Raw genomic sequence first — 25,902 nt, 5'->3', positions numbered from 1 at the left:
CGTCGGGCGGCATTCCTATTTGGGAGCGGTTTTCCAGATGCGGCCCTTGTCGCCGTTTGTTCTCCCCGGGCGCAGCGGCGTATGTTAACCAAATGCGCATGACTGTGCTCGCCTCGGGCTCCAAAGGCAACAGCACCGTGATCTCTTCCGGACGGACCCGTGTCCTGGTCGATGCCGGGCTGTCGTGTCGCGAGCTTCTGCGCCGGATGGCGATCGCCGAGGAGGACCCCGCTCAACTCGACGCAATCCTCATCACGCATGAGCATCAGGATCATGTTGCCGGACTGGCTGTGCTCGCGCGGCGCCTTAAAATCCCCGTCTTCTTTACCGAACCGACCCACCGGGCTTGGGTCCGGATGTTGACCCCGCGCACCACGATGACCTACGCCAAGTGGCTCGATCACCTGCAGAAGGAGAAGCAGGCTCGCGCCGCAGCGACGGCTGCCGCGATTCCTACCTACGAGTTGACTGAGCCTTCCTCTGCTCCAGACCCGGCGCAACTTGAGGCGGTCGCGCACATCTCGGCTGAGGCAGCAAGCCTCGATCCTGCCCTGAACCGCTCCGACGACCCGAATGCCATGATGGAGCTGCCGGGTGATGAGGACCAGGAGTCATGCGACCAGCAAGCGAGCGCGGATCTGCCAGCGAAGGAGAAGGCTGATCCGACGTTTCTTCCGGCCGTGGAATACTTTCGTGCCGGAACGAACTTCTCGATCGGCGATATCGAGATCTCCCCGTTTACGATCCCGCATGATGCGGCAGATCCGTGCGGCTTCGTCTTCGAAGCGGATGGAATCCGGATGGCGCTGGCAACCGATCTTGGATACATGCCGCCAAACGTGAAGGCCGCGCTGAAGCGTATCGACGTGCTTCTTCTGGAGTCAAATCACGACCTTGAGATGTTGCGCGACGGCCCATACCCATGGTCCGTGAAGCAACGTGTGCTCTCGCGCGTCGGGCATCTCTCGAACGACGCCACGGCGGAGTTCCTCGCCAGGGACTACGATGGCGGCGCAGCCTATATTGTCCTCGGCCACCTGTCGGAATCGAACAACAATCCTGCTCTTGCGCTGCTGGCCGCCGAACAGGCGATCGGCGACCGGATGACTCTTCTGGGTAACCGCGTCCTGCTCGCCCACCAGGCTGAACCACTTGCATCTATCTGCCTGTAAACGTTACTGTTAGATGTGTGCTTTGGTGTAGACCCTCCCTGGCAACCCTGTCCGGCCTGAATCTTTCGCCTCCCTTCGCTATCTAACGAGGGTAGAATGAGGTCTATCTAAGACATGGCCTTATTCACCCGACGCTCTTCGCGAATTCGTCCGAAGAAAAGGAATCGCCGCATGCCCGCAACAATCTGCACCGACCCTGTTGTCGGCGCCATCCTCTCAGGCTGGCGGTACGATATCTCCGGCTTGTCGCCCGCCATGCGGACCGACTATGAGGATCACCTCGCCACCTGCTCGCACTGCCACTCGAAGGAACGTCTGCACCGGACGATCGATGTGCTTCTCATCTCGGTCAGTTCGCTTTCGATCCTCGCCTTCCTGCTTGCGGTCGCCGTCATTCATCGCGTGGAGGCATTGACGCATATTGGCGCGGTTCACGTTCAGCTTCGCCAGCTTCATCGAACGCCGATCGCCATCTCGCTCGAGGCGGTCGCCTTCGCCGGGCTATTTTTTTCAATGCTCCTTTGGGTGCTGGTCGCTATTGCGACGCCGCTTCCTGGTTTTCTTGGCGATGTCGTACGGCGCAAGTTTCCGCAGGATCGGCTGCCGGCAAACCTGCGCGACCGGATCATGAAGAACCACGCGTGAATCCTCCCAACGCGCCGCCCTTCAGCGGTTGTCTTCTCTATCGGCACACGATAGCGTAGACGATAACCATGTCGTTCCCGGACCAACCCGAGATCCATCCGCCGCTGGGCCCGGCGACTTCCGTTCCGGAGTTCGCGCCGGGCGAGGCTGCTGCCCGGAAACCCCGCGAGCGCAGCGACTGGAACCCCATGACCGCGCCGGCGACTTATCTTCTGCTGGCGATCAACATCCTTGTTTTCCTGTGGATGATCGGCCACGGTGTCTCGCCGACCTCCCCGGGATCCCGGGATCTCGTGCGCTACGGCGCCAGCTCCACACTGCTTGAGCTGAACGGGCAGTGGTACAGGCTGCTAACGGCCATCTTCGTCCACATCGGCATCATTCACCTCGCGACCAACATGTGGTGCCTTTGGAACCTTGGCATGCTCGGCGAGCCGCTGATCGGGCCGTACGGCCTGGTGACGGTCTACCTGATCACCGGGATCGCCGGAAACCTGCTGGCCATGGCGTGGGATGTGGGCTATGCGCTCTTCTTCCACGAGCAACTCACCTTCGGGATCGGCGCTGGGGCGTCTGGTGCGGTCTTCGGCATCGCCGGCCTGCTGATCGTTCTGTTGTCGAACCGCAAGCTCCCGATCCCCTGGGGAGAACTGAAGCGTCTGCGACGGTCTGTCGTTCAGTTCGCTGTGCTCAACCTCGTGATCGGTGCTTCGACGATCCTGCCCGTCTTCGGCAGCTTCGTCCGGATTGACAACTCGGCGCACATCGGGGGCTTTCTCTCGGGACTCGCGCTTGGACCGGGGCTTGTGCCGCGGATGACGGCCGGACGATCCGGCTACCTGGCCCGGCAGAAGATCGTCTTTGGGGCGGCCACGTTTCTGCTCATCCTGTTCGGATACTGGATCGCGAAACTCGTTTAGCTGCCTGGCTGCTTTAGCTAATAGAACTCTGGGCGAACTTCTTGACCATCGCGAGCAGGAGCTTGCGGTCGGAGTCGGACAGGTGCGCCGAGTAACGCTGAACCTGTGTCAGAAAGCGAATCTCCTCTTCGCTCAGGTGAAGCGACGACATCTCCTTGCCAACCGTCTCCTCGGCGAAGAACTGCGCGAGCTGCAGGTCGAGCGCGCGGGCGATCTTCTGCAGCGTCTCGAGCGAAGGGATGGTGTGACCGTTCTCGACTCGCGACAGATAGCAGCGGAGCAGGCCCGTCCGCTTCTCGATGTCCCCCTGGGACATGCCCTTCTGGAGCCGGTATCCGCGGATCGTGGTGCCGATATTCGACGAGATCGGGGTCGGTGTCGGGAGCTGGTTGATCGGGGTCATAGTTTGCATGTCGGCCATTAGCCTGAAAGTAACGAGCCGCGAGATGGCGGTCAATCCTTAACTTGGTGGCGAGTGCGATTCCCGTACCACCGCTGGTTCAGGCGGCAGAATTCGCTCGACTTAGGCGGCGAGACCTAAACCTCTACTTCACCCTCACAGCACCTCTGAACCACAGGATATATTAGCCAGAACGGTATTGCTGGATGAGTAAACCTGCGCCGTCGGCACCATGTAGGCGCTCACGCGACGACCCGCTACAATTCCGCCATGGGCCTAACCATCCACTATCAAGGCCAGCTTCAGTCCGAGGCCAGTTGCGAGAGGTTTCTTACGCTGGTGAAGCAGTTTGCCGCTGAGCGGAACTGGCCGGCACACGCGATCGACGAAGCCAAAAAGCAGCTCACACGTACGCTCCAGCCCGAAGACCCTCATGCCGACGAGTACGAGGAGGTGTACCTCGGGCCGACTCGCGGCGTGTACCTCCTGCCCCACCCCGAGTGCGAACCGCTGACCTTCGAGTTCGACCGCGACCTCTTCATGCAGGACTGTTGCAAGACCCAATTCGCCGGGGCAGCCGTCCATGAGCAGATCATTCAGCTCTTCCACAAGACCGAGAACCTCTTCGAGATGCTCGACGTACAGGATGAGGCGGAGTTCTGGGAGAAGGGCGACGTCGCCGCGCTCGAAAACACCTTCGCCTATACGCGCATGGAGATCGACAAAACCGCCGCCGAGATGCCTGGATCGTCAGTCGCCGTACTGACGCCGAGTGGACGCATTCTGGATGTACTCGGCGAATAGCCGCCTCTAGCTAAGGCGCAGGCGGTAGAAGACGATGTCCGGAACCGGATTGTCGTTGTAGCGCGGAACCTGCTCGAAGCCGAGAAGCCCATAGAGGGCATTTGCCTCCGGCATGGCGGCCGGGGCGGTGTCGAGGTACATCGCGGTGTACCCTGCGGTACGTGCCCAGGCGATTCCTTCCTCGATTAGACGCCTTCCGAGCCGATGTCCGCGAAAGGCCGGATCGACCCACAGCCGCTTCATCTCGCATGCTCTTTCGCCGGGATCGGTCTCGAGCGCAGGCTCGATTGGTTTGAAGGCGACGCACGCCGCCCCGCGATCGCCATCGGCGGCAAGCAGAAGGACCCCGGCGGGTCTCACGTACGGGCCAGGCAGCGCGTCGAGCTCAGTCTCATACCCGTCCACATTGATGCTTGCCGCGCCTGACGGGTTCGCCGCCAGATAAGCCCCGTACGCGGACATCAGCGCACGTACCTGCGCGATCTCCTCGGTCGTCTCGGCGGATCGGATCGTCAGGCTCATCGTTCCCTCTCTAGCGCCGCAGAAGATCGACCGGCTGATAGACATCTTCGACCCGGAAGTAGGAGGCAAGCGTTGGATGCCGCCGGGCGACCGCCTGGTACATCTCCCATGCCACGCGCCGGTAGCTGAAGTGTCCGGCGACGCCACTGCGCAGCTCCGAGATGTAGAGCGCCTCCGCGAAGTCCATCTTGAACATCGACCGGCAGCGCGTGCCCAGGGGAAGGCAGTACTGCGCGCTCTGTGCCGCCTCGGGGACGCCTGAATCACGAACCGCGCGGAAGGCGGTGAAGGCTGAATCCATGGCGACCGAATACTCCTCGGCAAGCCCGGCCGCGGCCAGCGTCGGCTGGCCCGGGCAGACCGGATCCTCGTAGCCATGCAGGTCGGTGAATCCCTGGAGCAACTGCGTGCAGCGGCGATGACGATGCATGTCGCGGAAACCGCCGATGTCCATGAGGAAGTCGAAGCGCAGGCCGCGCCCGCTCGAGAAAGCGCGGAGCAACTCATCATGACGTCCGCGATGTTTCATCCCCAGCCCGACGATCTCCAGCCGCTGCGCCTCGGTCAGCGCGGCGACCGTGCCACGAAGTTGCCGGTAGGAGAAGTGACAGTGCGAATAAAGCAGTGAGGTCACCAGCTCGACCTCGAGTGGCTCGTTGTCTTCGAGCAGGTCGACAGTCGGCGCGGGATAAATCGTCTGCCCATCCATCAGCTCGCGCGCCGCCTGCTCAAGCTCGAAGCAGCTCTGGTGAAGATAGTTCGAGGGCGTGGCGTACTTGACCAGCGTGGGAGCCGTGCGGACCGGCTTGAGCATGAACTCGCCCACGCGCCCCCCAAGCTCCTCATCCATGTCGGCGACCTCGTCCGCCATCTGCGCCCCGGCGGCGTGCTGGACGTTCCACGCCGGTTCAGCGGCTGCGATACGAAGCTTCTCGCCGATGGTGCGGATCTCGGCGAACTCACTTGTCAGCAGGCGAGAGACCTGCGTCTCGAGCGTGCGCGCATTCACGATCTGGCCGAGCGAGGTATTCGTCGCGAGCGGAAGCAGGTAGCGTGCGACGTCGAACGCTCGTGCCTTGAGCGTGCGCTCGTAGGCCTCGTGCTTCATGGTCTCCGGTCGCTCGATAGCGCCTTTCAAAGCCGTCAGCATGAGCGCGCCGACGCTGTTGTAGCTCTCGAACATGGCTTTGATGGCGGAGGTGTACGTCTCGCGCGTGTCCTCGCTCGTCCCGAAGTCAGGCGTGTACCAACCCGACCGCCGAAAATCCTGGTAACGGGTCGACCGCTCCTGCCCGTCCCAGCGCTGCTCATCCACGAGCGAGATGGCGGCGAGCAGACTCAGGCGCTCGATGGCGAATGGAATATGGGCAAGGTCGGCGATCGACCGATGCCCGTACTGGAAGTAGAAGGTGTTGAGAAACTGCTCGGCGCGCTGCGTGCTGATCTCGGCGAGCGACTCCTTGAGGGTCAGGGCCGAACGCGAGTACTTCGCCATGGCATACGCCAGGACCTCAGGCTCCGCTCCATGAATCGCATAGACATCTGTTTCCGCCGCCTGCACATCCTTGTCATCCATCGTCGTTTCAGGATACAAGGCTCGTGCGAGGATAATCCGGTCGTGATTCAGGCACTGAAGGTCACCCGGTAGGACCGTCCCGCCTGCAGCTTGACCGTGACGCCTCCGGCCGCCGCCTGCGTAAGTGCCGGAGCAGCAACGCCACTGGTGACCCGTGCGATGCTCTGTCCCTTCGGTGCGTGAAGCCGAACCTCGCCAGCCTGGTTGCAGCGGATCGTGCAGGAGGTAGCCTTTCCGGCTGCCCAGGCGAGATCGACCTCGAGCCCTCCACGCGCGCGCAGTCCCCTGTACTCGCCCTCGGCCCACTTCGCCGGAAGGGCAGGCAGAAGGCGGATACTCCCATCGTGGCTCTGGAGCAGAAGCTCCGCGATTGCGGCGGTCGTACCGAAGTTTCCGTCGATCTGGAAGATCTGTCCCTTGCCCGCCGGGTGCGTGTCGAAGAGGTTGATATTGGTGCTGTGGAGCATGAGCATCACGAGCGATTCGAGCGCCATATCGCCATCGTGCAGGCGGCTCCAGAAGGCGATGGCCCAGGCGCGACTCCACCCGGTGTAAGCCCCGCCGGCAGCGAGCCTGCGTTCGAGCGAGACACGCGCCGCCTTTGCCAAGTCCGGTGTTCCTTCGGGCGCGATCTGGCATCCCGGGTAGAGCGGATACATATGTGACATGTGCCTCTGCCCTGGTGTGCTCTCGTCGAAGTCGATTGCCCACTCCTGGAGCTGCCCATGCTTGCCGACCTGGTACGGCACAAGACGCTTCATCGCGGCTTCGAGCTTGCCCGCGAACTCCGCATCGATACCGAGCAACCGCGCCGAGGCGATGCAGTTGCCGAAGAGTTCCCGCATCAGAGCCATGTCCATGGTGCATCCGGCGCTGGTCATGGCCTTCTTGCCGTCGGGAGCGAGGAAGTCGTTCTCGGTCGAGAACGAGGGGCAGGTGGTGAGGTGGCCGTTGCCGTCCTCAATCAGCCAAGCCAGACAGAACTCGGCGCTTCCTTTCATCAGCGGGTACGCGCGGCTGCCGAGAAAGGCTCGGTCGCCGGTGAAGAGAAAGTGCTCGTACAAGTGCTCACAGACCCATGGGCCGCACATGCCCCAGTTGGCCCAGGTCGGCTGTCCCACGCCCTCGCCCACGGGATTCGCCGAGCGCCAGATATCGACGTTGTGGTGCGAGCACCAGCCGGGCAGTCCATAGGTCTCCTTCGCTGCAACGGCTCCGGTCTTGCTGAGGTCGGCGATCCAGTCGAATAGAGGCGACGCGCACTCGCTCAAATTGCACGTCTCGGCGAGCCAATAGTTCATCTGGACGTTGATGTTCGTCGTCCAGTTCGAACTCCACGGCGGTGTGACCTCGTAGCTCCAGATGCCTTGCAGGTTTGCTGGCTGCGAACCTGGCCGCGAGCTTGCAATCAGGAGGTAGCGACCGTACTGAAAATAAAGCGCGAGCAGCGCGGCGTCGCCGGGCGTGTAGTTTCGGACACGTTCATTCGTCGGTCGAAGAGGGGCGTCCGTACCAGCCGACGGAAGATGCAGCGAGGAGCGACGGAAGAGCCTCTGGTGATCCGCCACATGGCGCTCGCGCAATGTGGAGAGGGGTACTTTCATAGCCTTCTCGAGTGGCACAGCGCACTTCGCCGTAATCTGCTCGATCGTGAGGTCGGGAGCGTTCTGGAAGCCGCGATATCCGGTCGCTACGTTGAGGAAGATCGTGAAGGACGAGGCATCGGCAATGCTTAGAGTTCCCGCGCCGTGTTCGTGCTTCGCAGCCTTCGAGCTTCCGCCGTCGACGAGCACATTGAGCATCGTCACAAAATACATGCCGTCGCCAGGTGTGTCGGACAGAGTCACAGGCTTCTCGCTATTCGGGTGGCCCGCGCCTGCGATGTGTGCAGCCGCTTTGCCCGTCATCAGCAGGCGACGATCCGAGACGGCAGTCACGGACTTCTGCAACTCTCCATCGAATGAGAGTGTCGCGTTCAGCGCATGCGGCTTGTTGGCTGTGACTCGCACGACGATTACCTGGTCCGGCGCCGATGAGAAGACCTCTCGCTTGTAGCTCACGCCGTCGGCCTTGTACTGCGTCGTTGCGACCGCCTGGTCGAGATCGAGTTCGCGCCGATACTCCGTCACTGCAGCATCATGCTTGAAGTCGATCCGCAGATTGCCGGCAGGCTGATACGACTCCGCGAACTTGCCTTGTAACTTTTGGCAGAGCTTGTCGGCGAGATGGTAGTCCTTCTGCTCGAGCACCGCCTTGCGCACCTCCGCCAGATGGTTCGGCGCATCGAGGTTGTTACCGTCGATCGGCTTTCCGGACCAGAGCGTGTCTTCGTTTAACTGGAGCACCTCGCGCTGCGGCGAGCCATCGTCCCCGCCGCCGTAGACCATCGCACCCAGGCGTCCGTTGCCGACGGGAAGAGCGTCGACCCACGCCGCCGATGGCTTGTCGTACCAGAGCGCAAGCCGCTCCCCGGGATAGCTGGTCACAGGCTGAGCCCACGCCAGCGCCTTCCGCTTGCCGATCGAAAACCCGCCTACAACCGACGATGCTGCTGTTACAAAGCCTCTGCGTGTGATTCGACCCATGCTGAAGCGATTCCTTTCTTGTGCGAAGGCCTACTAACGAGCAACGGTCGCGACGCCCGTCTTCGCGTTGATGGTCCAGTACTTTGGCTGCGGCAGATGAAGATTGCCGGAACCGATCTCAACCGGCATCCATATATACCGCGAGTCCCATAGATCCTTCGGCTTCCAACGGTCACCAACATAGATGACCGTCGTCGCCTTGCTACCCACCACCTTCACCAGCATGCTCGACTGCGAGTCATACGTGTTGACCTCGGGTGGCGCGATGTCTTTCATCGCGGACCATGGCCCGCTGAGTGTTGCCGACGTGGCATAGACGTTCGGGTTTGCCTTCCAGCCCGTCAGGTGCGAGCCAAGCGCATAGTAAAGGCCCTGATAATGAACGATCGCTCCACCTTCGAGTGGCGCGTCGACGAAGCTCATCTCCTTCGCGACATCGAGGTAGTCGTCCGAGAGCTTGGCAATATAGAAGCCTTTGCTAGGCCGCGACTCAAAGATCAGGTACGCCGCACCATCATCGTCGATGAACTGCCCGATGTCGCGGCTCTCGAAGTCGAGCGGGCGGAAGCTGCGGATGTAGTTATAGTCGCCGTCAACCGTATCGCTCGTTGCGACGGCAACCCGCGCCATCTTGTACGCGGGGTCGTCGAGATGCATATACAAGACGAACTTCTTCGTCTTCGCGTTGTAGAAAACCTTGGGCCGCTCCAGCACCCAGTGCCCGCTAAGACCCTCAGGCGCGGCCATCGCTATTACCTGCCGATGATACTTCCAATGCACGAGATCATCTGACGAGTAGCAGGCAACGTAGCGCTTGTCCGGATCGTTCGTCTTCGAGCGATCCTCGCCAAACCAGAACCAGGTCTTGCCAAGATGAAGAATGCCGCCGCCGTGCGCCTGAATCTGCTGCCCACGATCGTCGAACCACGGCTCCCCGGGCTTGATATCGGTGCTCGCGCTCTGCGCCTGAGCAACACAGCAGAGCGCGAAGCAGAAGAGTAGAACGACAACCCAGCGCCTTGCCAAGAATCCCCGGTTCGTCATGCGGTTCTCTCCATTCGTAACAAAGCTTGCAACACTCTTCACGCTTCAAGATGCAGCTTTACCCGGGGGTGCGCACGAAGACCGGACCATCAACTTCACCGGCAGCAGAATCTTCGCTGGAGACGAGGCGGCGCCCGTCTTCACTCCCTGGATACGTTCGAGCAGAAGAGCCATGGAGCGCCTTGCCACTTCCACCGGAGACTGTGCCACCGTCGTAAATGGCGGCGTGATCACCGACGCAAGTTCGAAGTCGTCGAATCCTAGCACCGACATCTCTTCCGGAATCTTTATCTGCATCTCCGCCAGCGCACGCAGCACGAATACCGCGGTGCGGTGGTTGAGTGAGAAGATCGCCGTCGGTCGATTGGTGCGTCCAAGCAGATGCTTCACCCAGTCCCGCACTTCTTCGAAGGTAAGCAGCCCGAGCGCAACCTCCGGTTTCAGTCCCGAGGCGTTCATCTGGTGGGTGTAGCCCTGGATCCGCTCATAGATGGTGTACGTCTCCTCGTCGTATCCCACGCAGACGATACGGCTGTGTCCATGCTCGATGACATGCCGCGTCGCCTCTTCCGCTCCGAGCCGATTCTCGACCACCACGCAATCGGTATCGGCGCCGGGCAGAGGACGGTCGAACGCAACGATGGCAAGGCCGGTGCTCTGCAAGTGCTTGAGTCGCTCATCTCCGCGCGAGGTCGACGTCACGATCAGCAGGCCAGAGACCTTGCGACTCGCCATCAATTCGCCCTGCTGGAATTCGAGGTCCGCATCACGCTCGGACGAAACCACGAGCGTCATGTAGCCGTGCATGCGCGCAATGTGTTGGACCGTATGAGCGCACGACGCGAAGAACGCGTCCGACAGGTCCGGAACGATCAACCCGATCATCTTCGCGCGCTGACCCTTTAGCAGACGAGCCGCCTCATTCTGCCGGTAGCCGAGTTGCGCGATCGCAATCTCGACCTTTTTGCGCGTAGATGGACGCACCGAGGGATGATTGTTGATCACGCGCGAGACGGTCATCAAGCCCACACGAGCGAGCTTGGCGACCTCGCGAATCGTCGGGTTACGCGCTTCGCTCATAAGCCCACAGGATAAATGACGGCGTGTCTCCGCCCGGCAAGAGACGGCGCGGAAACCGCGCTCCGCCGCACAGGAGAAAGCGCAGATCGTGCGTGGTAACAATACCAGCGGAGGCTGAGGCCGTCCATCAATTCTTATGCAAGAACATGACCGGACTCGCGACTTATCGCTTGCAGGGCACGTCCATGACGATGCACCATGAGGGCTGCGGCCAACAATCCAGTGGGAACGATTATCATCACAGCCATGCTGACCCATAGCCGACGGCCCACGCACCGGTCCCCTTCGAGCGGAGACAGATTCGCGATGCTCCGGACGATCAGGACCGGATTGGAAGGCTTATCACATCTTGAGTTATCGAATGGATTAGGAATTTGAAACTGGCCAGCGAAACATACTCTATCGGCGTCGACCTGGGCGGGACGAACCTTCGGGTGGCCTCCTACGCCGAAGGCATCGACTTCCTCGACTCCATCCTGATCCCGACGCGCCTCGAAGAAGGTCGCGATCAGGTCGTTCGCGACATGTGCGAGGCTATCAACGCGCTTCTGGCGAAGGAGTACTCTGACCGCAGTCTCGCCGGCATCGGTATCGGAACCCCCGGCCCGCTGGAGCTTCCGGAAGGTATCCTGCGCAACCCGCCCAACCTCGGCGGATGGGACGGCTTCAACCTGCGCCACGCAGTCGAATCAACCCTCGGCCGAAGCATCGACATCGAGAGCGACGCCAACCTCGCCGCCCTTGCCGAGCAGATGTTAGGAGCAGGACGCACGCACCGTGTCGAATCTCTCTGCGTCCTCACCCTGGGGACCGGCGTCGGCAACGGCCTCATCCTCAACGGACGTATCTGGCATGGCTCGACCGGCATGGGGGGCGAGGCCGGCCACGTAATCATCCGCGATACCGATGGTGCTCCCTGCGGATGCGGCGGCTCCGGCTGCCTCGAACAGTACGCCTCCGCTACCGCCGTCCTGCGCATGGCGCGCGAACGCATGGGCGATGCCGCCCCGGCCACCTCTCACGATGTCGCCCTGCTCGCCCGCGACGGCAATCTCGAGGCCATCTCCGTCTTCGAGACGGTCGGCCACGCTCTCGCAATCGGTCTTACGGGCCTCATCAATACGCTCAATCTGCCGCTGTATCTCCTTGGCGGCGGTGTCTGCGAGGCATGGGACCTCTTCTCGCCGGCGATGTTTCGCGAGCTCCACAGCCGCAGCTATGTCTATCGCTTGACCCAGCCAACGATCCTTGAGCCCGAGCGCCTGGAACGCCACAAAACGTATATCCTTGGGGCGCAACTCGGTGCAACGGCTGGCCTTCTCGGAGCATGCCTGTTACCGTTTCAGCCACAGACGATTACAGGTTCTCCGGAGGCCCTGCTTGCCCATCAATAAATACATCATCCGGAGCACCTTCGTGGGTGCCCTGGGTGGCCTCCTCTTCGGGTTCGATACTGCCGTCATCTCGGGCACTACAGCAGGCCTCACGCACGCCTACGCGCTCACGGCCAACCAGCTCGGCATCACCGTCTCGATCGCTCTTTGGGGCACCGTCATCGGTGCGCTCACGGCTGGAACGCTCGGTCAGAAGTACGGTTCGCGCGAGATGCTCCGCCTCACTGCGATCCTTTACCTCATCTCCTCGATCGGCTGCGCGATTGCGCCCAACTGGGATCTCCTGCTCGCTGCCCGCTTCCTTGGCGGCCTCGGCATCGGAGGCTCTTCGGTACTCGGCCCCGTCTATATCGCTGAGCTGGCCCCGGCGCGCATCCGCGGGCGCCTCGTCGGCACCTTTCAGATCATGATCGTGGTCGGCATCCTGCTCGCCTACCTCTCGAACTACCTCATCAGCCTCTTCAACATCGGCGTGCAGGAGTGGCGTTACCAGCTTGGTGTCGCCGCCGTTCCCGCGTTCCTCTTCTTCGCTTTGCTCTACGGCATCCCGCGCAGCTCGCGCTGGCTGGTCACGCAGAGCCGCTTCAAGGAAGCCAAAGACGTTCTCGAACTCCTCGGCTCGAACAACTCCGAGGCCGAGCTTCGCGATATCCGCGAGTCGCTCCACATGGAGGCGGACCAGAAGAGCGCCTCACTCTTCGAACGCCTGAACGGCCGCTTCCGCTACGGACGCCCCATGTTCCTCGCCATCGCGATCGGCGCGTTCAACCAGCTCGCCGGCATCAACGCAATCCTCTATTACCTGAATGACATCTTCGCCGCCGCCGGCTTCAGCAAACTCTCCGGAAACCTGCAGGCCGTAGCCATCGGCGCGATGAACCTCTTCGCCACCCTGCTCGGCATGCTGCTGATTGACCGCCTCGGACGCAAGCTCCTCCTCCTTATCGGCGCGGTCGGAACTGCGATCTGCCTGGCCATCGTCGCAGGCATCTTTTACCTGCATCAGCACCAGGCATGGCTCGTCTACGCGCTCGTTGGCTATATCGCTTTCTTCGCCGTCTCGCAGGGTGCGGTCATCTGGGTCTATATCAGCGAAGTATTTCCCACACGCGTGCGCAATAAGGGCCAGAGCCTCGGCTCCGGAACCCACTGGGTGATGAATGCGATCCTCTCGGGAGTCTTCCCGGTCATCGCTGCCCGCTCGGGAGCCGGCCCATTCGTCTTCTTCTCCGCCATGATGGTTCTGCAGTTCTTCGTTGTCCTCTTCTTCTTTCCCGAGACCAAGCAGGTCTCGCTCGAAGAGCTCCAACGCATGCTCAAGATCGAGTAGCCCACCTGTGTCCGCTCTTGCCGTTGCTCGCTCTACGCGGTCATCCTGAGCGGAGCTAAGGATCCTCGTATTTCGTACTGCCGTTGTTATTCTTGTTAGTGGCCGACAACGTGGCATCCAACCATCGTGCCCGCAATCCTCACCACAACCGCCCACCGCCCTTACCCCATCCCTACCCGCCCATGGCGTTTAGCCCAGCGCTGGAACGATCTCCTCTTCGCCCACTGGCCCATCCCCTCGACCGACCTTGCCCCACTCCTCCCCGCAGGGCTCGAACCTGATCTCTACGACGGATACGCGTGGATCGGCGTCGTCCCCTTCTGGATGGATCGCGTTCGCACCCGCTTCGCCGGAGAAGCCACCTTCGGCGTGCCTACAACCAACACTTTCCCGGAACTGAACCTGCGCACCTACGTCCGCTCCCGCCGTACGGGCCTGGCAGGCGTTTTCTTCTTTTCGCTCGATTGCGCCAGTCCACTCGCCGTGATCGGAGCCCGCGTCCTTTTCCATCTTCCCTACTTCTTTGCCTCGATGACCCGCACCACAAGCCAGGGACAGGTCGACTACGCCAGCCGACGTCTCCTCACGCGTACTACAGCAATCTTCGAAGCCACCTATAGGAGCCTCGGCCCAGTAGCCTTGAGCCAGGCCGGCTCTCTCGAAGCCTTCCTCACCGAGCGGTACGCCCTCTTCACCCCGCATCGCGGCAGTCTGCTCGCCGGACACATCCACCACCTGCCATGGCCCCTCGAACCCGCCGAAGCGGAGATCCGCGTCAACACGATCCCCGCCGCCCACGGCATCATCCTCCCGCCGCGCCCGCCGATCCTGCACTTCGCCCGCTCCCTCGAGGTCTTCCTCTGGTCCCTCACCCCCGACGCTCCAACCGCCTGAGCTTCGTATAATCGGACCTGCACCGACCGCCTCAGGCGGAAGACATGGAGAATCATTTGACCCCCAGCACAACAGACCTCACCGGCCGCGTCGCCCTCGTCACCGGAGCCTCGCAGGGAATCGGCCGCGCCATCGCGCTCGCGCTCGCCGCCGCCGGAGCCACCGTAGCCCTCGCCGCCCGCAACGAAGAAAAGCTCGCCGATGTGGCCGGCGAGATCAAGACCGCCGGTGGCACCGCTCACACCTTTCTGCTCGACATCGCCGACGAAGACTCCATCAAAGCCTGCGCCAAGTCCGTCGTCGCCCAGCTCGGCAAGCTCGAGATCCTCGTCAACAACGCCGGCATCACCCGCGACACGCTCGCCCTCCGCATGAAGCGCAAGGACTGGGACGATGTACTCTCCACCAACCTCACCGGCGCCTTCCTCATGACACAGGCCGCCATGTCACCCATGCTTAAAGCCCGATGGGGACGCATTATCAACATCACCTCCGTCGTCGGCGAAACCGGACAATCCGGCCAAGCCAACTATGCCGCCTCGAAGGCCGGCCTGATCGGTATGACCAGGGCACTCGCCCGCGAACTCGCGGCCCGCTCCATCACAGTGAACGCCGTTGCTCCCGGGTACATCGAGACCGCCATGACCGGCGTTTTGACTGACGAGCAGAAGGCGACGATGACCACGCATGTCCCCATGCAGCGCGTCGGTACGGTCGACGAGATCGCCCACGCGGTCGTCTTCCTCGCCTCCGAGGGTGCCTCCTACATCACCGGTCACACCCTCGACGTCAACGGCGGCATGTACATGGGCTGATCCTAGAAGGCAGGGAATTGGTTGTTATTCTTTGCTTCGCCTTTTCTTTGCTTTTCCCAAATTGGAATGCTAGAATCCGGGAACAATCAGCACCACCATTCCGCGCCCAGCAGAGCACCTTTCGGGCACATATCGAAGGAGCAACACACGTGGCAGACGAACGCAGCAAGGCAATCGAAACCGCACTTTCGCAGCTCGAGAAGCAGTTCGGCAAGGGTTCCATCATGCGTCTCGGCTCGAAGGAAGCGATCGTCCCGATCGCGGTCATCTCGACCGGATCCATCTCCTTCGACGCGGCCCTCGGCGTAGGCGGCGTCCCGCGCGGACGCGTCATCGAGATCTTCGGCCCTGAATCCTCGGGCAAGACCACCATCACCCTCCAGATCATCGCCGAGGCGCAGAAGGCCGGCGGCCTCGCGGCCTTCGTCGACGCCGAACATGCGCTCGACCCCGCCTACGCCCGCAAACTCGGCGTCGACATCGACAACCTTCTCGTCTCGCAGCCCGACTACGGCGAACAGGCGCTCGAGATCGTCGAAGCCCTCGTCCGATCGAACGCTATCGACGTCCTCGTTGTCGATTCCGTAGCCGCCCTCGTTCCCAAGGCCGAACTCGACGGTGAGATGGGCGACTCACACATGGGGCTGCAAGCTCGCCTGATGTCACAGGCGCTTCGGAAGCTCACGGGAACGGTAGCCAAGTCGCGCACCTGCCTCATCTTCATTAACCAGATCCGCGACAAGATCGGCGTTATGTTCGGTAACCCGGAAACGACCACGGGCGGCCGCGCGCTCAAGTTTTACTCGTCCATGCGCATCGACATCCGCCGCATTGGCGCGGTAAAGGAAGGCGACGTCATTGTCGGCTCCCGCACAAAGGTCAAGGTCGTCAAGAATAAGGTTGCCGCCCCGTTCCGCGACGCCGAGTTCGACATCCTCTACGGCGAAGGCATCTCCCGCGAGGGCGATGCACTCGACCTCGCCGTCCTGAACAACATCGTCGACAAGAGCGGAGCCTGGTACAGCTTCCAGGGCGAGCGAATCGGCCAGGGCCGCGAGAACGTCCGCAACTTCCTGAAGGAAAACAAGGACATCTTCGGGCGTATCGACGCTGAACTTCGCAAGAAGCTCGGTATCGGCGCTGCGCTTGTGGCTCCGATCCCCGAGGTTCCCGCAGCCGGTCCGACTCTCGCGCAGGAAGCGATCCGTCCGGCCAAGAAGGTCGCAAGCTAAAGAAGAAAAGGACGCCCGGAGAATCCGGACGCCCGAACCGCAGTGGTCAGCTGCGAAACTTGAAATCTTGGAAATCTGAAGACAGGCAGACTCCATCCGGGAGATCTGCCTGTTTTTGCTTCTACCGCGTGCCCTGCATGGCATCGGACCGTCGACCCTCTTCGTCGCCACGCGTCGCCGTACCGCCGCCACCCGGTGTCCCGCCCGGATGATCGCCCTTCATCATGTCGCCATGCCGCCAGCCCGCATGGAGCTTGGTCCACTGCTCCGGAGTGAGCACACCGCGAAGTCCCAGAAGCATCGCCGCGTTCGCTTTTTCCAGCTCCGCCCGCGCATCCGCGACCTTACCGATTTGAAACAGCGCCTTCTTCGTATCCACCGGGTTCGCGTCGAGAAGAGGTTCCAGCGTTACCTCCTGCCGCTCGACGTTGGCCTTCAGGTCGATCAACTGCAGACGGCTCTTCTGAAAGATCTCCTCCATCTTTCCGGTCTGGTCAGGAGTCAACCCCACTCGCTGAACCACGTCAGGGTTCTTCCACCACATCCCCATCGGGCCCATGCCACCTTCAAAGCGCATCCGGCCCGACCGCATGCCATGATCGTTCATGCCGCCATCGCCGCCGCGAAAGCCCTGCGGGCCACCCGGTCCGCCTTGTGCCACCGGAGGAGTGTTTCGAATAATCGGTACCGGTGCCGCGGAGGGGGCCGGTGTCTGTTGCGCGTACAGCAGTGTCGAAGTGAAGAGGGCTACGGGAGCAAGCCGAAGAGCAGTTCGCATCATCATGTCAGTCCTTGTTAGTGTCTTTGATCGTTGCATCCAATTTTCTGGTCGAGTTCATGGCCGGATCCGCAAGCGGCTCCATCGCGCTTGGGACCGAAGCATCGAGCTGCTGATCGATATCCCGCAGCAGCGCGTCATCATCGGCGACATTGCGAGTCGATTGTGCGAGAGGCTGTGCGGGTTCCGCGACACTCTGTGAGTGCCGCACGAACGGGACAAGGACCGCCGCTACCGTCAGCCCGGCCGCCAGTGCAAAATAAGCCGGCGTAGCCCGGAACGAAGTCCAGCCCCATACAGGACGAGCCGGAAGTAGATTCGTCCTTGGCCGTGTCATGGCAGCCTTCTCGGCAAGCGCCGTCGTCGTCGCGCGAAACGCTCCAAGCGACAGCCGAAGCTCCTGCAATTCTTTGCTGCACGCTGAACAGCCACGCAGGTGCCCTGCGCTTTCCTGGTCAATCTCGGCTGGTCCTATGTAGAGCAGAAGATCCATCTGCTCGGACGTAAGGTGATTCGTCTTATCGGTAGCGATCATAGCTGTCCGCCCTCTTTCGTCAGTCGTGTATGGCGTGCGCGGACGGTGTTCAGTGCGCGGTAAAGATGGCTTTTGACGGTGCTCAACGGAAGTCCTGTCATCGTCGAAATCTCGGCAAGCTCAAGCTCTTCGACGAACCGCAGCAGGAAGATCGTGCGCTGCCTCTCCGAGAGCGTCTCCACCGTCTCCCAGATCAGGTCCACTTGCTGCCGCGCGATCAGCCGCGATTCGGCGGAACTCTCATGCGTTGGCACCAGAGTCGAAACCTCGGTCACATCGACCGCCGTCGTCGCGACCTTCTTCCAGAACTTGAACCGGTCCGTGCGGGTATAATCTCGCACCAGGTTCACGGCGATGCGCATCAGCCATGTGTTAGGCGCGCAATCTCCGCGAAAGCTCTCCCGCGCATTCCAAGCCCGCACAAACGTCTCCTGCGTCAGCGTCTCGGCGGCATCGCGGTCCCGCAGCGAGGCCAGGATGAACCGGAAGATCCGAACTTCGTGGTTGGCCACGATCTCGGCCATGTTGTCGAAGGTGCCCACCCGCGTCGCTGCGGCCGGCAGCGCCTCGACCGGCTCCGTGCCGATCGATGGCAGATCAAGAGGATCGTATGCGGTCAGGCTTGGTGTGCTCATCGTCTCTCTGGTGGAACCTGAGTCGAAGTTCATTCCTTCACCATCACTGACGGAGATTTCCATAGAGAAGCCTACACGGGCAGCAATTTTTCTTCGGGCCAAACAAAAGGTACTCTCCGCTGGCGCCGTTCCAACCCGATTGACAGAACAATCCACCCCAAGCAGGTATGCTTCTGTCTGCATGCACACTGTCAAGGCGATCTACCCCGGAACTTTCGATCCCCTCACCAACGGGCATCTCGACCTCATCGCCCGTGGCTCGCAAATCGTCGATCAGCTTGTCGTCGCCATCCTGCGCAACTCCGAAAAGAGCAACCCGCTCTTCACCCCCGACGAGCGAGCCGAGATGATCACCGAGGCTACCCGTCCCTTCGGCAACGTCTCCGTCATGACCTTCAACGGCCTCCTCGTCGACTTCTGCCGCGCCCAGGGCGCCAAGGCCGTCTTACGCGGCATCCGCGCCATCTCCGACTACGAGTACGAATTCCAGATGGCCATGATGAACCGCAAGCTCGACCCCAACGTCGAGACCCTTTTCATGATGCCGGCGGAAAAATACACCTACGTCAGCTCCCGCCTCATCAAGGGCGTCTTTCAGCTCGGCGGCGACGTCTCCGCCCTCGTCCCTCCGCTCGTCATGGAACGTCTCAAAACGAAGGTCCCGATCAACTCTCCGGAGTGAGCAGGCTCTGCCGGTACTCGTCTTCGAGAATCGACATCAGCAACATCGAGTAGTACTCCCCATCGAGCAGGATCGACTCACGCAAGACCCCATCCACCGTGAATCCTGCGCTGAGATACACATGCCGCGCCCTCTCGTTGCCTTCGAACAAATCCAGCCATAGCCGGTGCGCTCTGTATTCCTCGAAAGCCGCTGCGAGGCAAGCTTTCAACAGCACGCGCCCAAGGCCCTTGTTCGGTTCCTTCACGGCAAGCCGCACAATTTCGAACGACTTGTGGACCGACGTCATGCCCCTGAGGATGGCGAATCCACCCACGTCACCGTGTTCATCCGCCAGCACAAAATAGCGTGCGTCCGGGTTCGCCATCAGCTCTCGGTGCTGCTCGGCAGGCCAGGAGCCGACAAACATCCGAAACGCCGGGATCGTCTCAATCGCACAGATCGCGTCCACATCCCCTACGACAGCCAACCGCAGATTCAAGGTCATTCGCTCCAGAGCTTATTATCCCCGCCAACCTTTATCTCACCCCGCAAATCTGCCAAACTAGAAGGTATGAGCGCCTCTTCCGTCCTTACCCCAGCCGCCCCAGTCGCCTCCGCCCCCAAGGCGCGCAAGATCCTTACGGACCGCATCAACCGCATCGAAGTCTCGGCCACCATGGCCATTACGGCTGAAGCTCTCCGCCTCAAGTCCACGGGCGTCGACCTCTCCGACTTCGGCGCCGGCGAGCCCCACTTCGCCACCCCCCAGCACATCAAGGACGCGGCCATCGAGGCCATCCAGCAGAACTTCACCCGCTACACCAACGTCGCCGGCATCCCCGACCTGCGCAAGGCAATCGTCGACCGTCACGCCGCCGACTTCGGCTCCGCCTACGCCCCCGACGAGTGCGTCTTCACCACCGGCGGAAAGCTCGCCCTCTTCAACGCCATCCAGGTCCTCGTCGACCACGGCGACGAAGTCATCCTGCCCGTCCCCTACTGGGTCTCCTTCAAGGACATCATCCAGTACGCCGGCGGCGTTCCCGTGTTCGTAGAGAGCAAAGAGTCCGAGAACTTCCGCATCACCGCCGCGATGATCGAAGCCGCGATCACCCCCAAGACCAAGGCCATCATCCTCAACACGCCTTCGAACCCCTCTGGCGCCGTTGTCGCTCCTGAGGATCTCGAAGCCATCGTCCGCCTCGCCCACGCGAAGGAGATCTATGTCCTCCTCGACGAGTGTTACGTCTACCTCACCTTCACCGGCGAGGTCGTCTCCGGCGGCTCCTTCAAGGATTGCAAGGAGCATATGGTCATCCTCGGGTCGCTCTCGAAGACTTACGCGATGACCGGCTGGCGTGCGGGCTTCGCTCTCGGACCCAAGCAGATCATCTCCGCGATGAGCAAGCTCCAGTCCCAGAGCACCTCGAACGCAGCCAGCATGGTTCAGCGGGCGTCCATCGCCGCCGTCCACGGCCCGCAGGAGTGCGTCGCCGAGATGCGCGCCGACTACATCAAGCTCCGCGACCGCGTGCTCGAAGGCTTCAAGACCATCCCTGGCCTCACCTGCACCGTTCCTCAGGGTGCGTTCTACGTCTACCCGAACGTTTCGAGCTTCTTCGGCAAGGGTGGCATCCGCACCGCCGCCGACGTCGCCGCGCGTCTTCTCAGTGAGGCCCATGTGGTTGTCGTGCCGGGCGAAGCCTTCGGCACAACGGACCACATCCGACTCTCCTACGCAGTCTCGGCCGATGTCATCGACGAGGGCGTGAAGCGCATGCGCGAGTTCTTCGCGGGCCTCAAGTAACCAGGAAAACCCTGCAAACAGTCCGAAAGTCATACAGAAACCCGCACTCGCCACCCGGCGCTTGCGGGCTTTTCACGAGACGCCTTCTTCAAAATCCAATAGACTGAGGACCATGAGCACAAACGGAAGCAGTCTGCCCCCGGGTCCCAGCGAAGCCGCGCCAAAATTCGCGGCGGTCATCCTGGCCGGAGGAAGTGGAACCCGTTTCTGGCCGCGCAGCCGCCGCGCCCGGGCCAAGCAGGTCCTCGCCCTCGACGGCGAACGCACCATGATTCAGCAGACTCTCGAGCGCCTTCTGCCGGTCGCTTCCGCGGAAAACGTATGGGTCATCACCAACCACTGGCTCCACGATGTCATCAGCGAGCAGCTTCCCGGCGTTCCCGCTGCCCACGTGATCTCCGAGCCCTGCCCGCGCAACACCGCTCCCGCCTGCGCCCTCTCGGCCTTCCTCCTCGAGCGCAATGAGCCCGACACCGTCATCGGCATCTTCCCCTCGGACCACGTCGTCTCGAACATCGAGCGCTTCGCCGAGGTCCTCGCGACCGGCATCCGCATCGCTGCTGCAGGGGAAAACATCGTTGTCCTTGGAGTTCCGCCCACCCGTCCCGAGACCGGCTACGGCTACATCGAGCAGGGCGACTCCATCCCCCTCGACATCCTCGCCCCCGAGGCCTTCGAGCCGCCCGAGACCACCGACACCCTCGATGGCGCGACCGAAAACCGCATCACCGCTCATCGCGTCCGGCGCTTCCGCGAGAAGCCCGACGGCCACACCGCCGAGCGCTTCCTCTCGCTCGGCAACTACGTCTGGAACGGCGGCATCTTCCTCTGGTCCGCCCGCACCCTCGCCAACGCCATCCGCGAGCACATCCCCGACATGGCTCCGCCGCTCGAAGCCATCGCCGCCGCCTACGGCACGCCCGACTTCGAGAAGGTCTTCGCCGAGCAGTACCCGCTCTGCGAAAACATCTCGATCGACTACGCCGTCCTCGAACCCCGTTCCGGCAAGGGCGAACGCCGCTCCGCCATCTTCTCCCTCCCCGCTGACTTCGGCTGGAACGATCTCGGTTCCTGGGCCTCGCTCCACGAGCATCGCGGCTCCGCCGAGACCGACAACGTCGTCGACGGAGCCACCACCGACCTCATCGCCGTTCAGTCCAAGGGAAACTACGTCCACGCCCCCGGCCGCATGGTAGCCCTGCTCGGCGTTGAAGACCTCGTCGTCGTGGAAACCCCCGACGCCCTGCTCATCACAACCCGGGGCCGTTCGCAGGACGTCTCCAAAATCGTCCGCGCCATCCATGAAAGCGGACGCGAAGACCTCATCTAACCGATACCGGAAGGACGACACCTCCAGCGCATGACGACTCCTGTTCCCTCACCAAGCGCCGTCAAGTTCGGAACTGACGGCTGGCGCGGCATCATCGCCGACGACTTCACCTACGCCAACGTCCGCGTAGCCGCCTCCGCGATCGCCCATTACGTCCTCAACGATGAAGACCCCACTCACGGCGTCTGCATCGCCTACGACACACGCTTCGGCTCGAAGTCGTTCGCCAAGGTTGTCGCTGAAGTCCTTGCGAAAGCCGGTATCCCTGTCTCCCTCGCCACGGACATCACCCCAACGCCCGCGCTCTCCTACGCCGTCCGCGAGCGCAAGGCCGCCGGCGGCGTCATGATCACCTCCAGCCACAACCCCGCCGAGTGGAACGGCGTGAAGTACAAGGCCAGCTACGGAGGCTCCGGCCGCCCTGCGATCATCTCCAGGATCGAGAGCTACCTCGACCAGCCTCTGCCCGCCGCGGCGTCGCCCGCCCCCATCACCGAGGTCGACTTCAACCCCGACTACATCGCCGCCATCGAGCGCTTCGTCGATCTCGACGCCATCCGCGCCTCCGGCTACCGCTTCCTCATTGACACCATGTACGGAGCTGGTCGCGGCGTGGTCAAGGGCATCTTCGACCGGGCTGGTATCCCCTGCGTCGCCATCCGCGACGAGATCAATCCCGCCTTCCCCGGCATCAACCCCGAGCCCATCCTTCCCCACATCGAGCTGTCCCGGCAAAAGGTAGTCGCCGAGCACTGCGATGCCGGCCTCATTACCGACGGCGACGCCGACCGCATCGGAGCCGTCGACGAGCATGGCAACGTCGTCGACGCCCACAAGATCTTCTCGATCATCCTCTACTGGCTCCTCACCCGCAAAGACTGGCCCGGCGATGTCACCCGTGCCTTCAACACCACCAAAATGCTCGACCGCATCGCCGCGAAATACGGCCGCACCCTCCACGAGCACGGCATCGGCTTCAAGTACGTCTGCGACCTCATGCTCGAGCGCGAGATCCTCATTGGCGGCGAGGAGTCCGGCGGCGTCGGTATCAGTCGCCACCTCCCCGAGCGCGACGGTCTCCTCAACTCCCTCCTCCTCGCCAACGTCATGGCCGACGAAAAGAAGACCCTCGGCCAGCTCGTGGCCGCTTTGCAGGAGGAGTTCGGCGAGCACCAGTACGGCCGCGTCGACATGCACATCACCGAAGAACTGAAGCAGGGAGCCATCAGCCGCGCCCGAGCAGGCCTCGACACCATCGCCGGCTTCAAGGTTCTCCGCATGGAGACCCTCGATGGCATCAAGTTCTTCCTCGAGAATCCCGACTGCACCGGAAAAAAGAACGCAGCTGAAACATGGCTCCTCCTCCGCGCCTCCGGTACCGAACCTTTACTTCGCGTCTACTGTGAAAGCTGTTCTACTGAGTCTGTGGAGCGCATCCTCGCCGCTGCCCAACAGTTCGTCCTCCAGGGGGCGTAGACAAACAGGAAAGACCACGAAGGGAATTCCAGCATGACGGAAACGCCGCTGAGCACAGCCACGTACGAGACCGCCGACGCCCCGCGCACCGCGCTCAACATCGAAACCCGCGGAATCCTCTTCGACAACGACGGCGTGCTCATCTCGTCCATCAAGTCCGTCGTCCGCTCCTGGCAGAAGTGGGCCGCCATCCACAACATCCCCAACGCCGATACCTACGAAGTCCCCCACGGCGTCCGCGCACGCGACATCATCGCCATCCTACGCCCGGACATGGACGCGGACGAAGGCCTTCGCATCATTGAAGACATCGAAATCGCCGACACCGAAGGCCTCGAAGTCCTCCCCGGGGTTCGCGAACTCCTGGCCAGCCTGCCAACCGACCGCTGGGCCATCGTTACCTCTGGAACTCGCCGCCTTGTCGACGGCCGCCTCGGTGCCGCCCAGCTTCCCATCCCGCCGAACCTGATCACCGCCGACATGGTCGTCCACGGCAAGCCCCACCCCGAGCCCTACATGCGTGGTGCCGAACTCCTCGGCTTCTCGAACGCGGACTGCATCGTCGTCGAAGACGCCCCTCCGGGGGTCGGCGCAGGCATCGCTGCCGGCAGCCGCGTCCTTGCCGTACTCGGAACCCACTCGCCGGAAGAACTAAGCGCCGCCACCTGGATCATCCGCTCCCTCGAAGATCTCAAAGTCACCGAAGTCGAAGGCATGCTGCACCTCCACTTCACCCCTATCGCCTGAGGAGAATCCCCTCTACCCGCCTAAGGTCCTCCTCCGTATCCACCCCAACGGTATCGAACTCCGTCGCCTCGACATACAGGCTGAATCCGTTCTCCAGAAACCGCAGCTGCTCCAGCTTCTCCGCCCGCTCCAGCATGCTCGCCGACAGGGTAGGGAAGCGGTCAATCGCCGCCTTTCGGTACGCATACAGCCCAAGATGCTTCCAATAAACCGGCTCGGAACCATCCCGGTCGAACGGAATCGTCGCCCGCGAAAAATAAAGCGCTCGCCCATCCGAAGCCGTCACCACCTTCACCGCGTTCGGATTGTGCACATTCTCCGGCGCACACCGCACCTTCAGCGTCGACACCTCCACATGCTCCCGCGTAAACGGCGCCAGCAGCCCATCGATATGCTCCGGCCGGAGCATAGGCTCATCGCCCTGGATGTTGACGTAGATCTCCGCCTCGATCCTCTGCGCCACCGCATGCACCCGGTCGCTCCCGCTCGCCAAGTCAACGGAGGTCATCTCGCAAGCCCACCCCTGGTCCCGGCAAAGGCTCTCCACCTCCACCGAATCCGTAGCGACGACCAGCCCATCTAGTTGCTCACAGGCCTTCGCAGCCTCCCAAACCCACGCCAGCATGGGCCGTCCCGCGATCTCCCGCAGCACTTTACGTGGCAGCCGCGTAGAAGCCAGCCTCGCCGGAATCACCCCAAGCGTTCGCAAATCCGTCATTTCCCCCGTTCGGAAGCGGTCTAAACCAACACCGCGCCGCCAAAATCAAGTATCATCGATCTTGGCACAAGGAAGGGCAACGGGAGACGCATGGTCACACGCGACCCCGGCCTACCGGACGGCCTCCCCACACCAGGCGGTGTAGCTCAGATGGTTAGAGCGACGGACTCATAACCCGTAGGTCGGCAGTTCGATTCTGCCCACCGCCACCATAAGAGATTCAGACAAGAGCTTTCGTGTAGTCGACCTGTTTTCGATTGACCCCAGGCCCATCCTCCCGTAAACTTGAAAATTGCAGGGGATGCGGCAAGCCACGTCTCTGGCTGGTGTTCTCCCGCCGCGATCGGCAGGATGAGCCTCCGGTGCCTGCATCCCATTTCCCCCGACAACGTCCGGGTATTAGAGAAGAGAGTTTATGGCAAATCATGTTTCCTCGCTGAAGCGCGCACGTCAGACCATCGTTAAGACCGCCGTTAACCGCTCCAACAAGAGCAAGCTCCGCGGAACCCTGCGCAGCCTCCGCGAAGCCATTGTCACCGGCGACGCCAAGGCCATTGGCGAGCAGTACCGCACCACCGTCTCCATCCTCGACAAGAGCGTGCAGAAGGGTGTTCTCCACAAGAACACTGCCAGTCGCTACAAGAGTCGCCTCAACGCCCGCGTCAAAGCCGCCGTCGTCAAGGCATAAGCGTCTCCGGCACCAGCTGACAGATTCGCGAAAGGCCAGGCCAAGCATAAGGGTCTGGCCTTTCGCACGTCTGATTCCTCTTGTCGGCTTTGCTATCGAGCTCTGACGCGT

At 62.0% G+C, this 25,902-nt stretch carries 26 protein-coding genes and 1 tRNA gene; 16 read left to right on the top strand and 11 right to left on the bottom strand.

Going from position 1 to position 25,902, the window contains the following annotated elements:
• Positions 1 to 92: 92 nt before the first annotated feature.
• The 3 genes from GRAN_RS04105 (at position 93) to GRAN_RS04095 (ending at position 2,737) form a co-directional block, all read left to right on the top strand.
• The gene (locus GRAN_RS04105; RefSeq protein ID WP_128911713.1) at positions 93 to 1,172 is read left to right on the top strand and encodes an MBL fold metallo-hydrolase; all 1,080 of its coding nucleotides are present in this window, start codon (positions 93 to 95) and stop codon (positions 1,170 to 1,172) included.
• A 171-nt stretch (positions 1,173 to 1,343) separates the two neighbouring features.
• On the top strand, positions 1,344 to 1,817 hold the full coding sequence (locus GRAN_RS04100) for a hypothetical protein (RefSeq protein WP_128911712.1): 474 nt from the start codon (positions 1,344 to 1,346) through the stop codon (positions 1,815 to 1,817).
• Positions 1,818 to 1,885: 68 nt separating this feature from the next.
• Positions 1,886 to 2,737: a rhomboid family intramembrane serine protease gene (locus GRAN_RS04095; RefSeq protein ID WP_128911711.1), complete on the top strand. Its 852-nt coding sequence runs from the start codon at positions 1,886 to 1,888 to the stop codon at positions 2,735 to 2,737.
• Positions 2,738 to 2,750: 13 nt separating this feature from the next.
• Here GRAN_RS04095 and GRAN_RS04090 read toward each other — a convergent pair whose 3' ends face one another.
• Entirely contained in the window at positions 2,751 to 3,149 is a 399-nt protein-coding gene (locus GRAN_RS04090; RefSeq protein WP_241654326.1) for a helix-turn-helix domain-containing protein, read from the bottom strand.
• 258 nt (positions 3,150 to 3,407) lie between these two features.
• Here GRAN_RS04090 and GRAN_RS04085 point away from each other — a divergent pair, with 258 nt between their 5' ends.
• Positions 3,408 to 3,941 (top strand): hypothetical protein, encoded by a 534-nt coding sequence (locus GRAN_RS04085; protein ID WP_128911709.1) that lies wholly within the window; start codon positions 3,408 to 3,410, stop codon positions 3,939 to 3,941.
• Between the two features lie 6 nt (positions 3,942 to 3,947).
• Here the strand turns inward: GRAN_RS04085 and GRAN_RS04080 are convergent, their stop codons facing one another.
• Genes GRAN_RS04080 through GRAN_RS04060 form a run of 5 tightly spaced genes read right to left on the bottom strand, consistent with a single transcriptional unit; the run spans position 3,948 to position 10,748 of the window.
• Entirely contained in the window at positions 3,948 to 4,463 is a 516-nt protein-coding gene (locus GRAN_RS04080; RefSeq protein ID WP_161570830.1) for a GNAT family N-acetyltransferase, read from the bottom strand.
• 10 nt (positions 4,464 to 4,473) lie between these two features.
• A complete protein-coding gene (locus GRAN_RS04075; protein ID WP_128911707.1) occupies positions 4,474 to 6,039 on the bottom strand; it encodes an FAD-dependent thymidylate synthase in 1,566 nt (521 codons plus the stop codon).
• A 47-nt stretch (positions 6,040 to 6,086) separates the two neighbouring features.
• Positions 6,087 to 8,624: a glycoside hydrolase family 95 protein gene (locus GRAN_RS04070; protein ID WP_128911706.1), complete on the bottom strand. Its 2,538-nt coding sequence runs from the start codon at positions 8,622 to 8,624 to the stop codon at positions 6,087 to 6,089.
• Positions 8,625 to 8,657: 33 nt separating this feature from the next.
• Positions 8,658 to 9,668 (bottom strand): family 43 glycosylhydrolase, encoded by a 1,011-nt coding sequence (locus GRAN_RS04065; RefSeq protein ID WP_128911705.1) that lies wholly within the window; start codon positions 9,666 to 9,668, stop codon positions 8,658 to 8,660.
• Positions 9,669 to 9,713: 45 nt separating this feature from the next.
• On the bottom strand, positions 9,714 to 10,748 hold the full coding sequence (locus GRAN_RS04060; RefSeq protein ID WP_128911704.1) for a LacI family DNA-binding transcriptional regulator: 1,035 nt from the start codon (positions 10,746 to 10,748) through the stop codon (positions 9,714 to 9,716).
• A gap of 374 nt (positions 10,749 to 11,122) precedes the next feature.
• Between GRAN_RS04060 and GRAN_RS04055 the strand changes: the two genes are divergently transcribed.
• The 5 genes from GRAN_RS04055 (at position 11,123) to recA (ending at position 16,413) form a co-directional block, all read left to right on the top strand.
• Entirely contained in the window at positions 11,123 to 12,142 is a 1,020-nt protein-coding gene (locus GRAN_RS04055; RefSeq protein ID WP_241654325.1) for an ROK family protein, read from the top strand.
• On the top strand, positions 12,129 to 13,472 hold the full coding sequence (locus GRAN_RS04050; protein ID WP_128911703.1) for a sugar porter family MFS transporter: 1,344 nt from the start codon (positions 12,129 to 12,131) through the stop codon (positions 13,470 to 13,472). The genes GRAN_RS04055 and GRAN_RS04050 overlap by 14 nt, the downstream gene beginning before the upstream one ends.
• Positions 13,473 to 13,598: 126 nt before the next feature.
• Positions 13,599 to 14,366: a YqjF family protein gene (locus GRAN_RS04045; RefSeq protein ID WP_128911702.1), complete on the top strand. Its 768-nt coding sequence runs from the start codon at positions 13,599 to 13,601 to the stop codon at positions 14,364 to 14,366.
• A 44-nt stretch (positions 14,367 to 14,410) separates the two neighbouring features.
• A complete protein-coding gene (fabG, locus tag GRAN_RS04040; RefSeq protein WP_128911701.1) occupies positions 14,411 to 15,181 on the top strand; it encodes a 3-oxoacyl-[acyl-carrier-protein] reductase in 771 nt (256 codons plus the stop codon).
• A gap of 149 nt (positions 15,182 to 15,330) precedes the next feature.
• Positions 15,331 to 16,413 (top strand): recombinase RecA, encoded by a 1,083-nt coding sequence (recA, locus tag GRAN_RS04035; RefSeq protein ID WP_128911700.1) that lies wholly within the window; start codon positions 15,331 to 15,333, stop codon positions 16,411 to 16,413.
• Positions 16,414 to 16,534: 121 nt separating this feature from the next.
• Here the strand turns inward: recA and GRAN_RS04030 are convergent, their stop codons facing one another.
• Genes GRAN_RS04030 through GRAN_RS04020 form a run of 3 tightly spaced genes read right to left on the bottom strand, consistent with a single transcriptional unit; the run spans position 16,535 to position 18,361 of the window.
• Positions 16,535 to 17,197: a periplasmic heavy metal sensor gene (locus GRAN_RS04030; protein WP_161570829.1), complete on the bottom strand. Its 663-nt coding sequence runs from the start codon at positions 17,195 to 17,197 to the stop codon at positions 16,535 to 16,537.
• A 1-nt stretch (position 17,198) separates the two neighbouring features.
• Positions 17,199 to 17,726, bottom strand: a complete 528-nt coding sequence (locus GRAN_RS04025) for a hypothetical protein (RefSeq protein ID WP_128911698.1) — start codon at positions 17,724 to 17,726, stop codon at positions 17,199 to 17,201.
• Positions 17,723 to 18,361, bottom strand: a complete 639-nt coding sequence (locus tag GRAN_RS04020) for an RNA polymerase sigma factor (RefSeq protein WP_128911697.1) — start codon at positions 18,359 to 18,361, stop codon at positions 17,723 to 17,725. The genes GRAN_RS04025 and GRAN_RS04020 overlap by 4 nt, the downstream gene beginning before the upstream one ends.
• A gap of 181 nt (positions 18,362 to 18,542) precedes the next feature.
• On the opposite strand from GRAN_RS04020, the gene coaD reads away from it, so the two are divergent.
• A complete protein-coding gene (gene coaD / locus GRAN_RS04015) occupies positions 18,543 to 19,043 on the top strand; it encodes a pantetheine-phosphate adenylyltransferase (RefSeq protein WP_128911696.1) in 501 nt (166 codons plus the stop codon).
• On the opposite strand, the gene GRAN_RS04010 is transcribed toward coaD, so the two are convergent.
• The gene (locus GRAN_RS04010) at positions 19,027 to 19,530 is read right to left on the bottom strand and encodes a GNAT family N-acetyltransferase (protein WP_128911695.1); all 504 of its coding nucleotides are present in this window, start codon (positions 19,528 to 19,530) and stop codon (positions 19,027 to 19,029) included. The two genes, coaD and GRAN_RS04010, sit on opposite strands and share 17 nt — an antisense overlap.
• A 66-nt stretch (positions 19,531 to 19,596) precedes the next feature.
• On the opposite strand from GRAN_RS04010, the gene GRAN_RS04005 reads away from it, so the two are divergent.
• The 4 genes from GRAN_RS04005 to GRAN_RS03990 all read left to right on the top strand — a co-directional run bounded on the left by GRAN_RS04005 (position 19,597) and on the right by GRAN_RS03990 (position 24,385).
• A complete protein-coding gene (locus GRAN_RS04005) occupies positions 19,597 to 20,832 on the top strand; it encodes a pyridoxal phosphate-dependent aminotransferase (RefSeq protein WP_128911694.1) in 1,236 nt (411 codons plus the stop codon).
• 112 nt (positions 20,833 to 20,944) lie between these two features.
• Positions 20,945 to 22,162 carry a mannose-1-phosphate guanylyltransferase gene (locus GRAN_RS04000; RefSeq protein WP_128911693.1) on the top strand — a complete coding sequence of 406 codons (1,218 nt, stop codon included), beginning with the start codon at positions 20,945 to 20,947 and terminating at the stop codon, positions 22,160 to 22,162.
• 30 nt (positions 22,163 to 22,192) lie between these two features.
• The gene (locus tag GRAN_RS03995) at positions 22,193 to 23,638 is read left to right on the top strand and encodes a phosphoglucomutase/phosphomannomutase family protein (protein ID WP_128911692.1); all 1,446 of its coding nucleotides are present in this window, start codon (positions 22,193 to 22,195) and stop codon (positions 23,636 to 23,638) included.
• 33 nt (positions 23,639 to 23,671) lie between these two features.
• Entirely contained in the window at positions 23,672 to 24,385 is a 714-nt protein-coding gene (locus GRAN_RS03990; protein WP_128911691.1) for an HAD-IA family hydrolase, read from the top strand.
• On the opposite strand, the gene kdsB is transcribed toward GRAN_RS03990, so the two are convergent.
• Positions 24,375 to 25,103, bottom strand: a complete 729-nt coding sequence (gene kdsB / locus GRAN_RS03985; RefSeq protein ID WP_128911690.1) for a 3-deoxy-manno-octulosonate cytidylyltransferase — start codon at positions 25,101 to 25,103, stop codon at positions 24,375 to 24,377. The genes GRAN_RS03990 and kdsB overlap by 11 nt on opposite strands.
• A 135-nt stretch (positions 25,104 to 25,238) precedes the next feature.
• Between kdsB and GRAN_RS03980 the strand changes: the two genes are divergently transcribed.
• Both GRAN_RS03980 and rpsT read left to right on the top strand, forming a co-directional pair.
• Positions 25,239 to 25,315 (top strand) — tRNA-Met (locus GRAN_RS03980).
• 203 nt (positions 25,316 to 25,518) lie between these two features.
• Positions 25,519 to 25,791 (top strand): 30S ribosomal protein S20, encoded by a 273-nt coding sequence (rpsT, locus tag GRAN_RS03975; RefSeq protein WP_128911689.1) that lies wholly within the window; start codon positions 25,519 to 25,521, stop codon positions 25,789 to 25,791.
• The last annotated feature ends 111 nt before the right edge of the window (positions 25,792 to 25,902 follow it).

Origin of the sequence: Granulicella sibirica (assembly GCF_004115155.1) — a bacterium.
Lineage (GTDB): Bacteria > Acidobacteriota > Terriglobia > Terriglobales > Acidobacteriaceae > Edaphobacter > Edaphobacter sibiricus.
This window is presented reverse-complemented; position numbering and strand designations above follow the sequence as displayed.

Excerpts from the sequence above, each read along its gene's own strand:
- GRAN_RS04060 (WP_128911704.1), bottom strand. The coding sequence starts at position 10,748 with ATGAGCGAAGCGCGTAACCCGACGATTCGCGAGGTCGCCAAGCTCGCT.
- GRAN_RS04030 (WP_161570829.1), bottom strand. The coding sequence starts at position 17,197 with ATGATGATGCGAACTGCTCTTCGGCTTGCTCCCGTAGCCCTCTTCACT.
- rpsT (WP_128911689.1), top strand. The coding sequence starts at position 25,519 with ATGGCAAATCATGTTTCCTCGCTGAAGCGCGCACGTCAGACCATCGTT.
- GRAN_RS03990 (WP_128911691.1), top strand. The coding sequence starts at position 23,672 with ATGACGGAAACGCCGCTGAGCACAGCCACGTACGAGACCGCCGACGCC.
- coaD (WP_128911696.1), top strand. The coding sequence starts at position 18,543 with ATGCACACTGTCAAGGCGATCTACCCCGGAACTTTCGATCCCCTCACC.
- GRAN_RS03995 (WP_128911692.1), top strand. The coding sequence starts at position 22,193 with ATGACGACTCCTGTTCCCTCACCAAGCGCCGTCAAGTTCGGAACTGAC.
- GRAN_RS04010 (WP_128911695.1), bottom strand. The coding sequence starts at position 19,530 with ATGACCTTGAATCTGCGGTTGGCTGTCGTAGGGGATGTGGACGCGATC.
- GRAN_RS04065 (WP_128911705.1), bottom strand. The coding sequence starts at position 9,668 with ATGACGAACCGGGGATTCTTGGCAAGGCGCTGGGTTGTCGTTCTACTC.
- GRAN_RS04020 (WP_128911697.1), bottom strand. The coding sequence starts at position 18,361 with ATGAGCACACCAAGCCTGACCGCATACGATCCTCTTGATCTGCCATCG.
- GRAN_RS04000 (WP_128911693.1), top strand. The coding sequence starts at position 20,945 with ATGAGCACAAACGGAAGCAGTCTGCCCCCGGGTCCCAGCGAAGCCGCG.
- GRAN_RS04090 (WP_241654326.1), bottom strand. The coding sequence starts at position 3,149 with ATGCAAACTATGACCCCGATCAACCAGCTCCCGACACCGACCCCGATC.
- GRAN_RS04095 (WP_128911711.1), top strand. The coding sequence starts at position 1,886 with ATGTCGTTCCCGGACCAACCCGAGATCCATCCGCCGCTGGGCCCGGCG.
- GRAN_RS04070 (WP_128911706.1), bottom strand. The coding sequence starts at position 8,624 with ATGGGTCGAATCACACGCAGAGGCTTTGTAACAGCAGCATCGTCGGTT.
- fabG (WP_128911701.1), top strand. The coding sequence starts at position 14,411 with ATGGAGAATCATTTGACCCCCAGCACAACAGACCTCACCGGCCGCGTC.
- GRAN_RS04100 (WP_128911712.1), top strand. The coding sequence starts at position 1,344 with ATGCCCGCAACAATCTGCACCGACCCTGTTGTCGGCGCCATCCTCTCA.
- kdsB (WP_128911690.1), bottom strand. The coding sequence starts at position 25,103 with ATGACGGATTTGCGAACGCTTGGGGTGATTCCGGCGAGGCTGGCTTCT.
- GRAN_RS04080 (WP_161570830.1), bottom strand. The coding sequence starts at position 4,463 with ATGAGCCTGACGATCCGATCCGCCGAGACGACCGAGGAGATCGCGCAG.
- GRAN_RS04075 (WP_128911707.1), bottom strand. The coding sequence starts at position 6,039 with ATGGATGACAAGGATGTGCAGGCGGCGGAAACAGATGTCTATGCGATT.
- GRAN_RS04105 (WP_128911713.1), top strand. The coding sequence starts at position 93 with ATGCGCATGACTGTGCTCGCCTCGGGCTCCAAAGGCAACAGCACCGTG.
- GRAN_RS04005 (WP_128911694.1), top strand. The coding sequence starts at position 19,597 with ATGAGCGCCTCTTCCGTCCTTACCCCAGCCGCCCCAGTCGCCTCCGCC.
- GRAN_RS04085 (WP_128911709.1), top strand. The coding sequence starts at position 3,408 with ATGGGCCTAACCATCCACTATCAAGGCCAGCTTCAGTCCGAGGCCAGT.
- GRAN_RS04025 (WP_128911698.1), bottom strand. The coding sequence starts at position 17,726 with ATGATCGCTACCGATAAGACGAATCACCTTACGTCCGAGCAGATGGAT.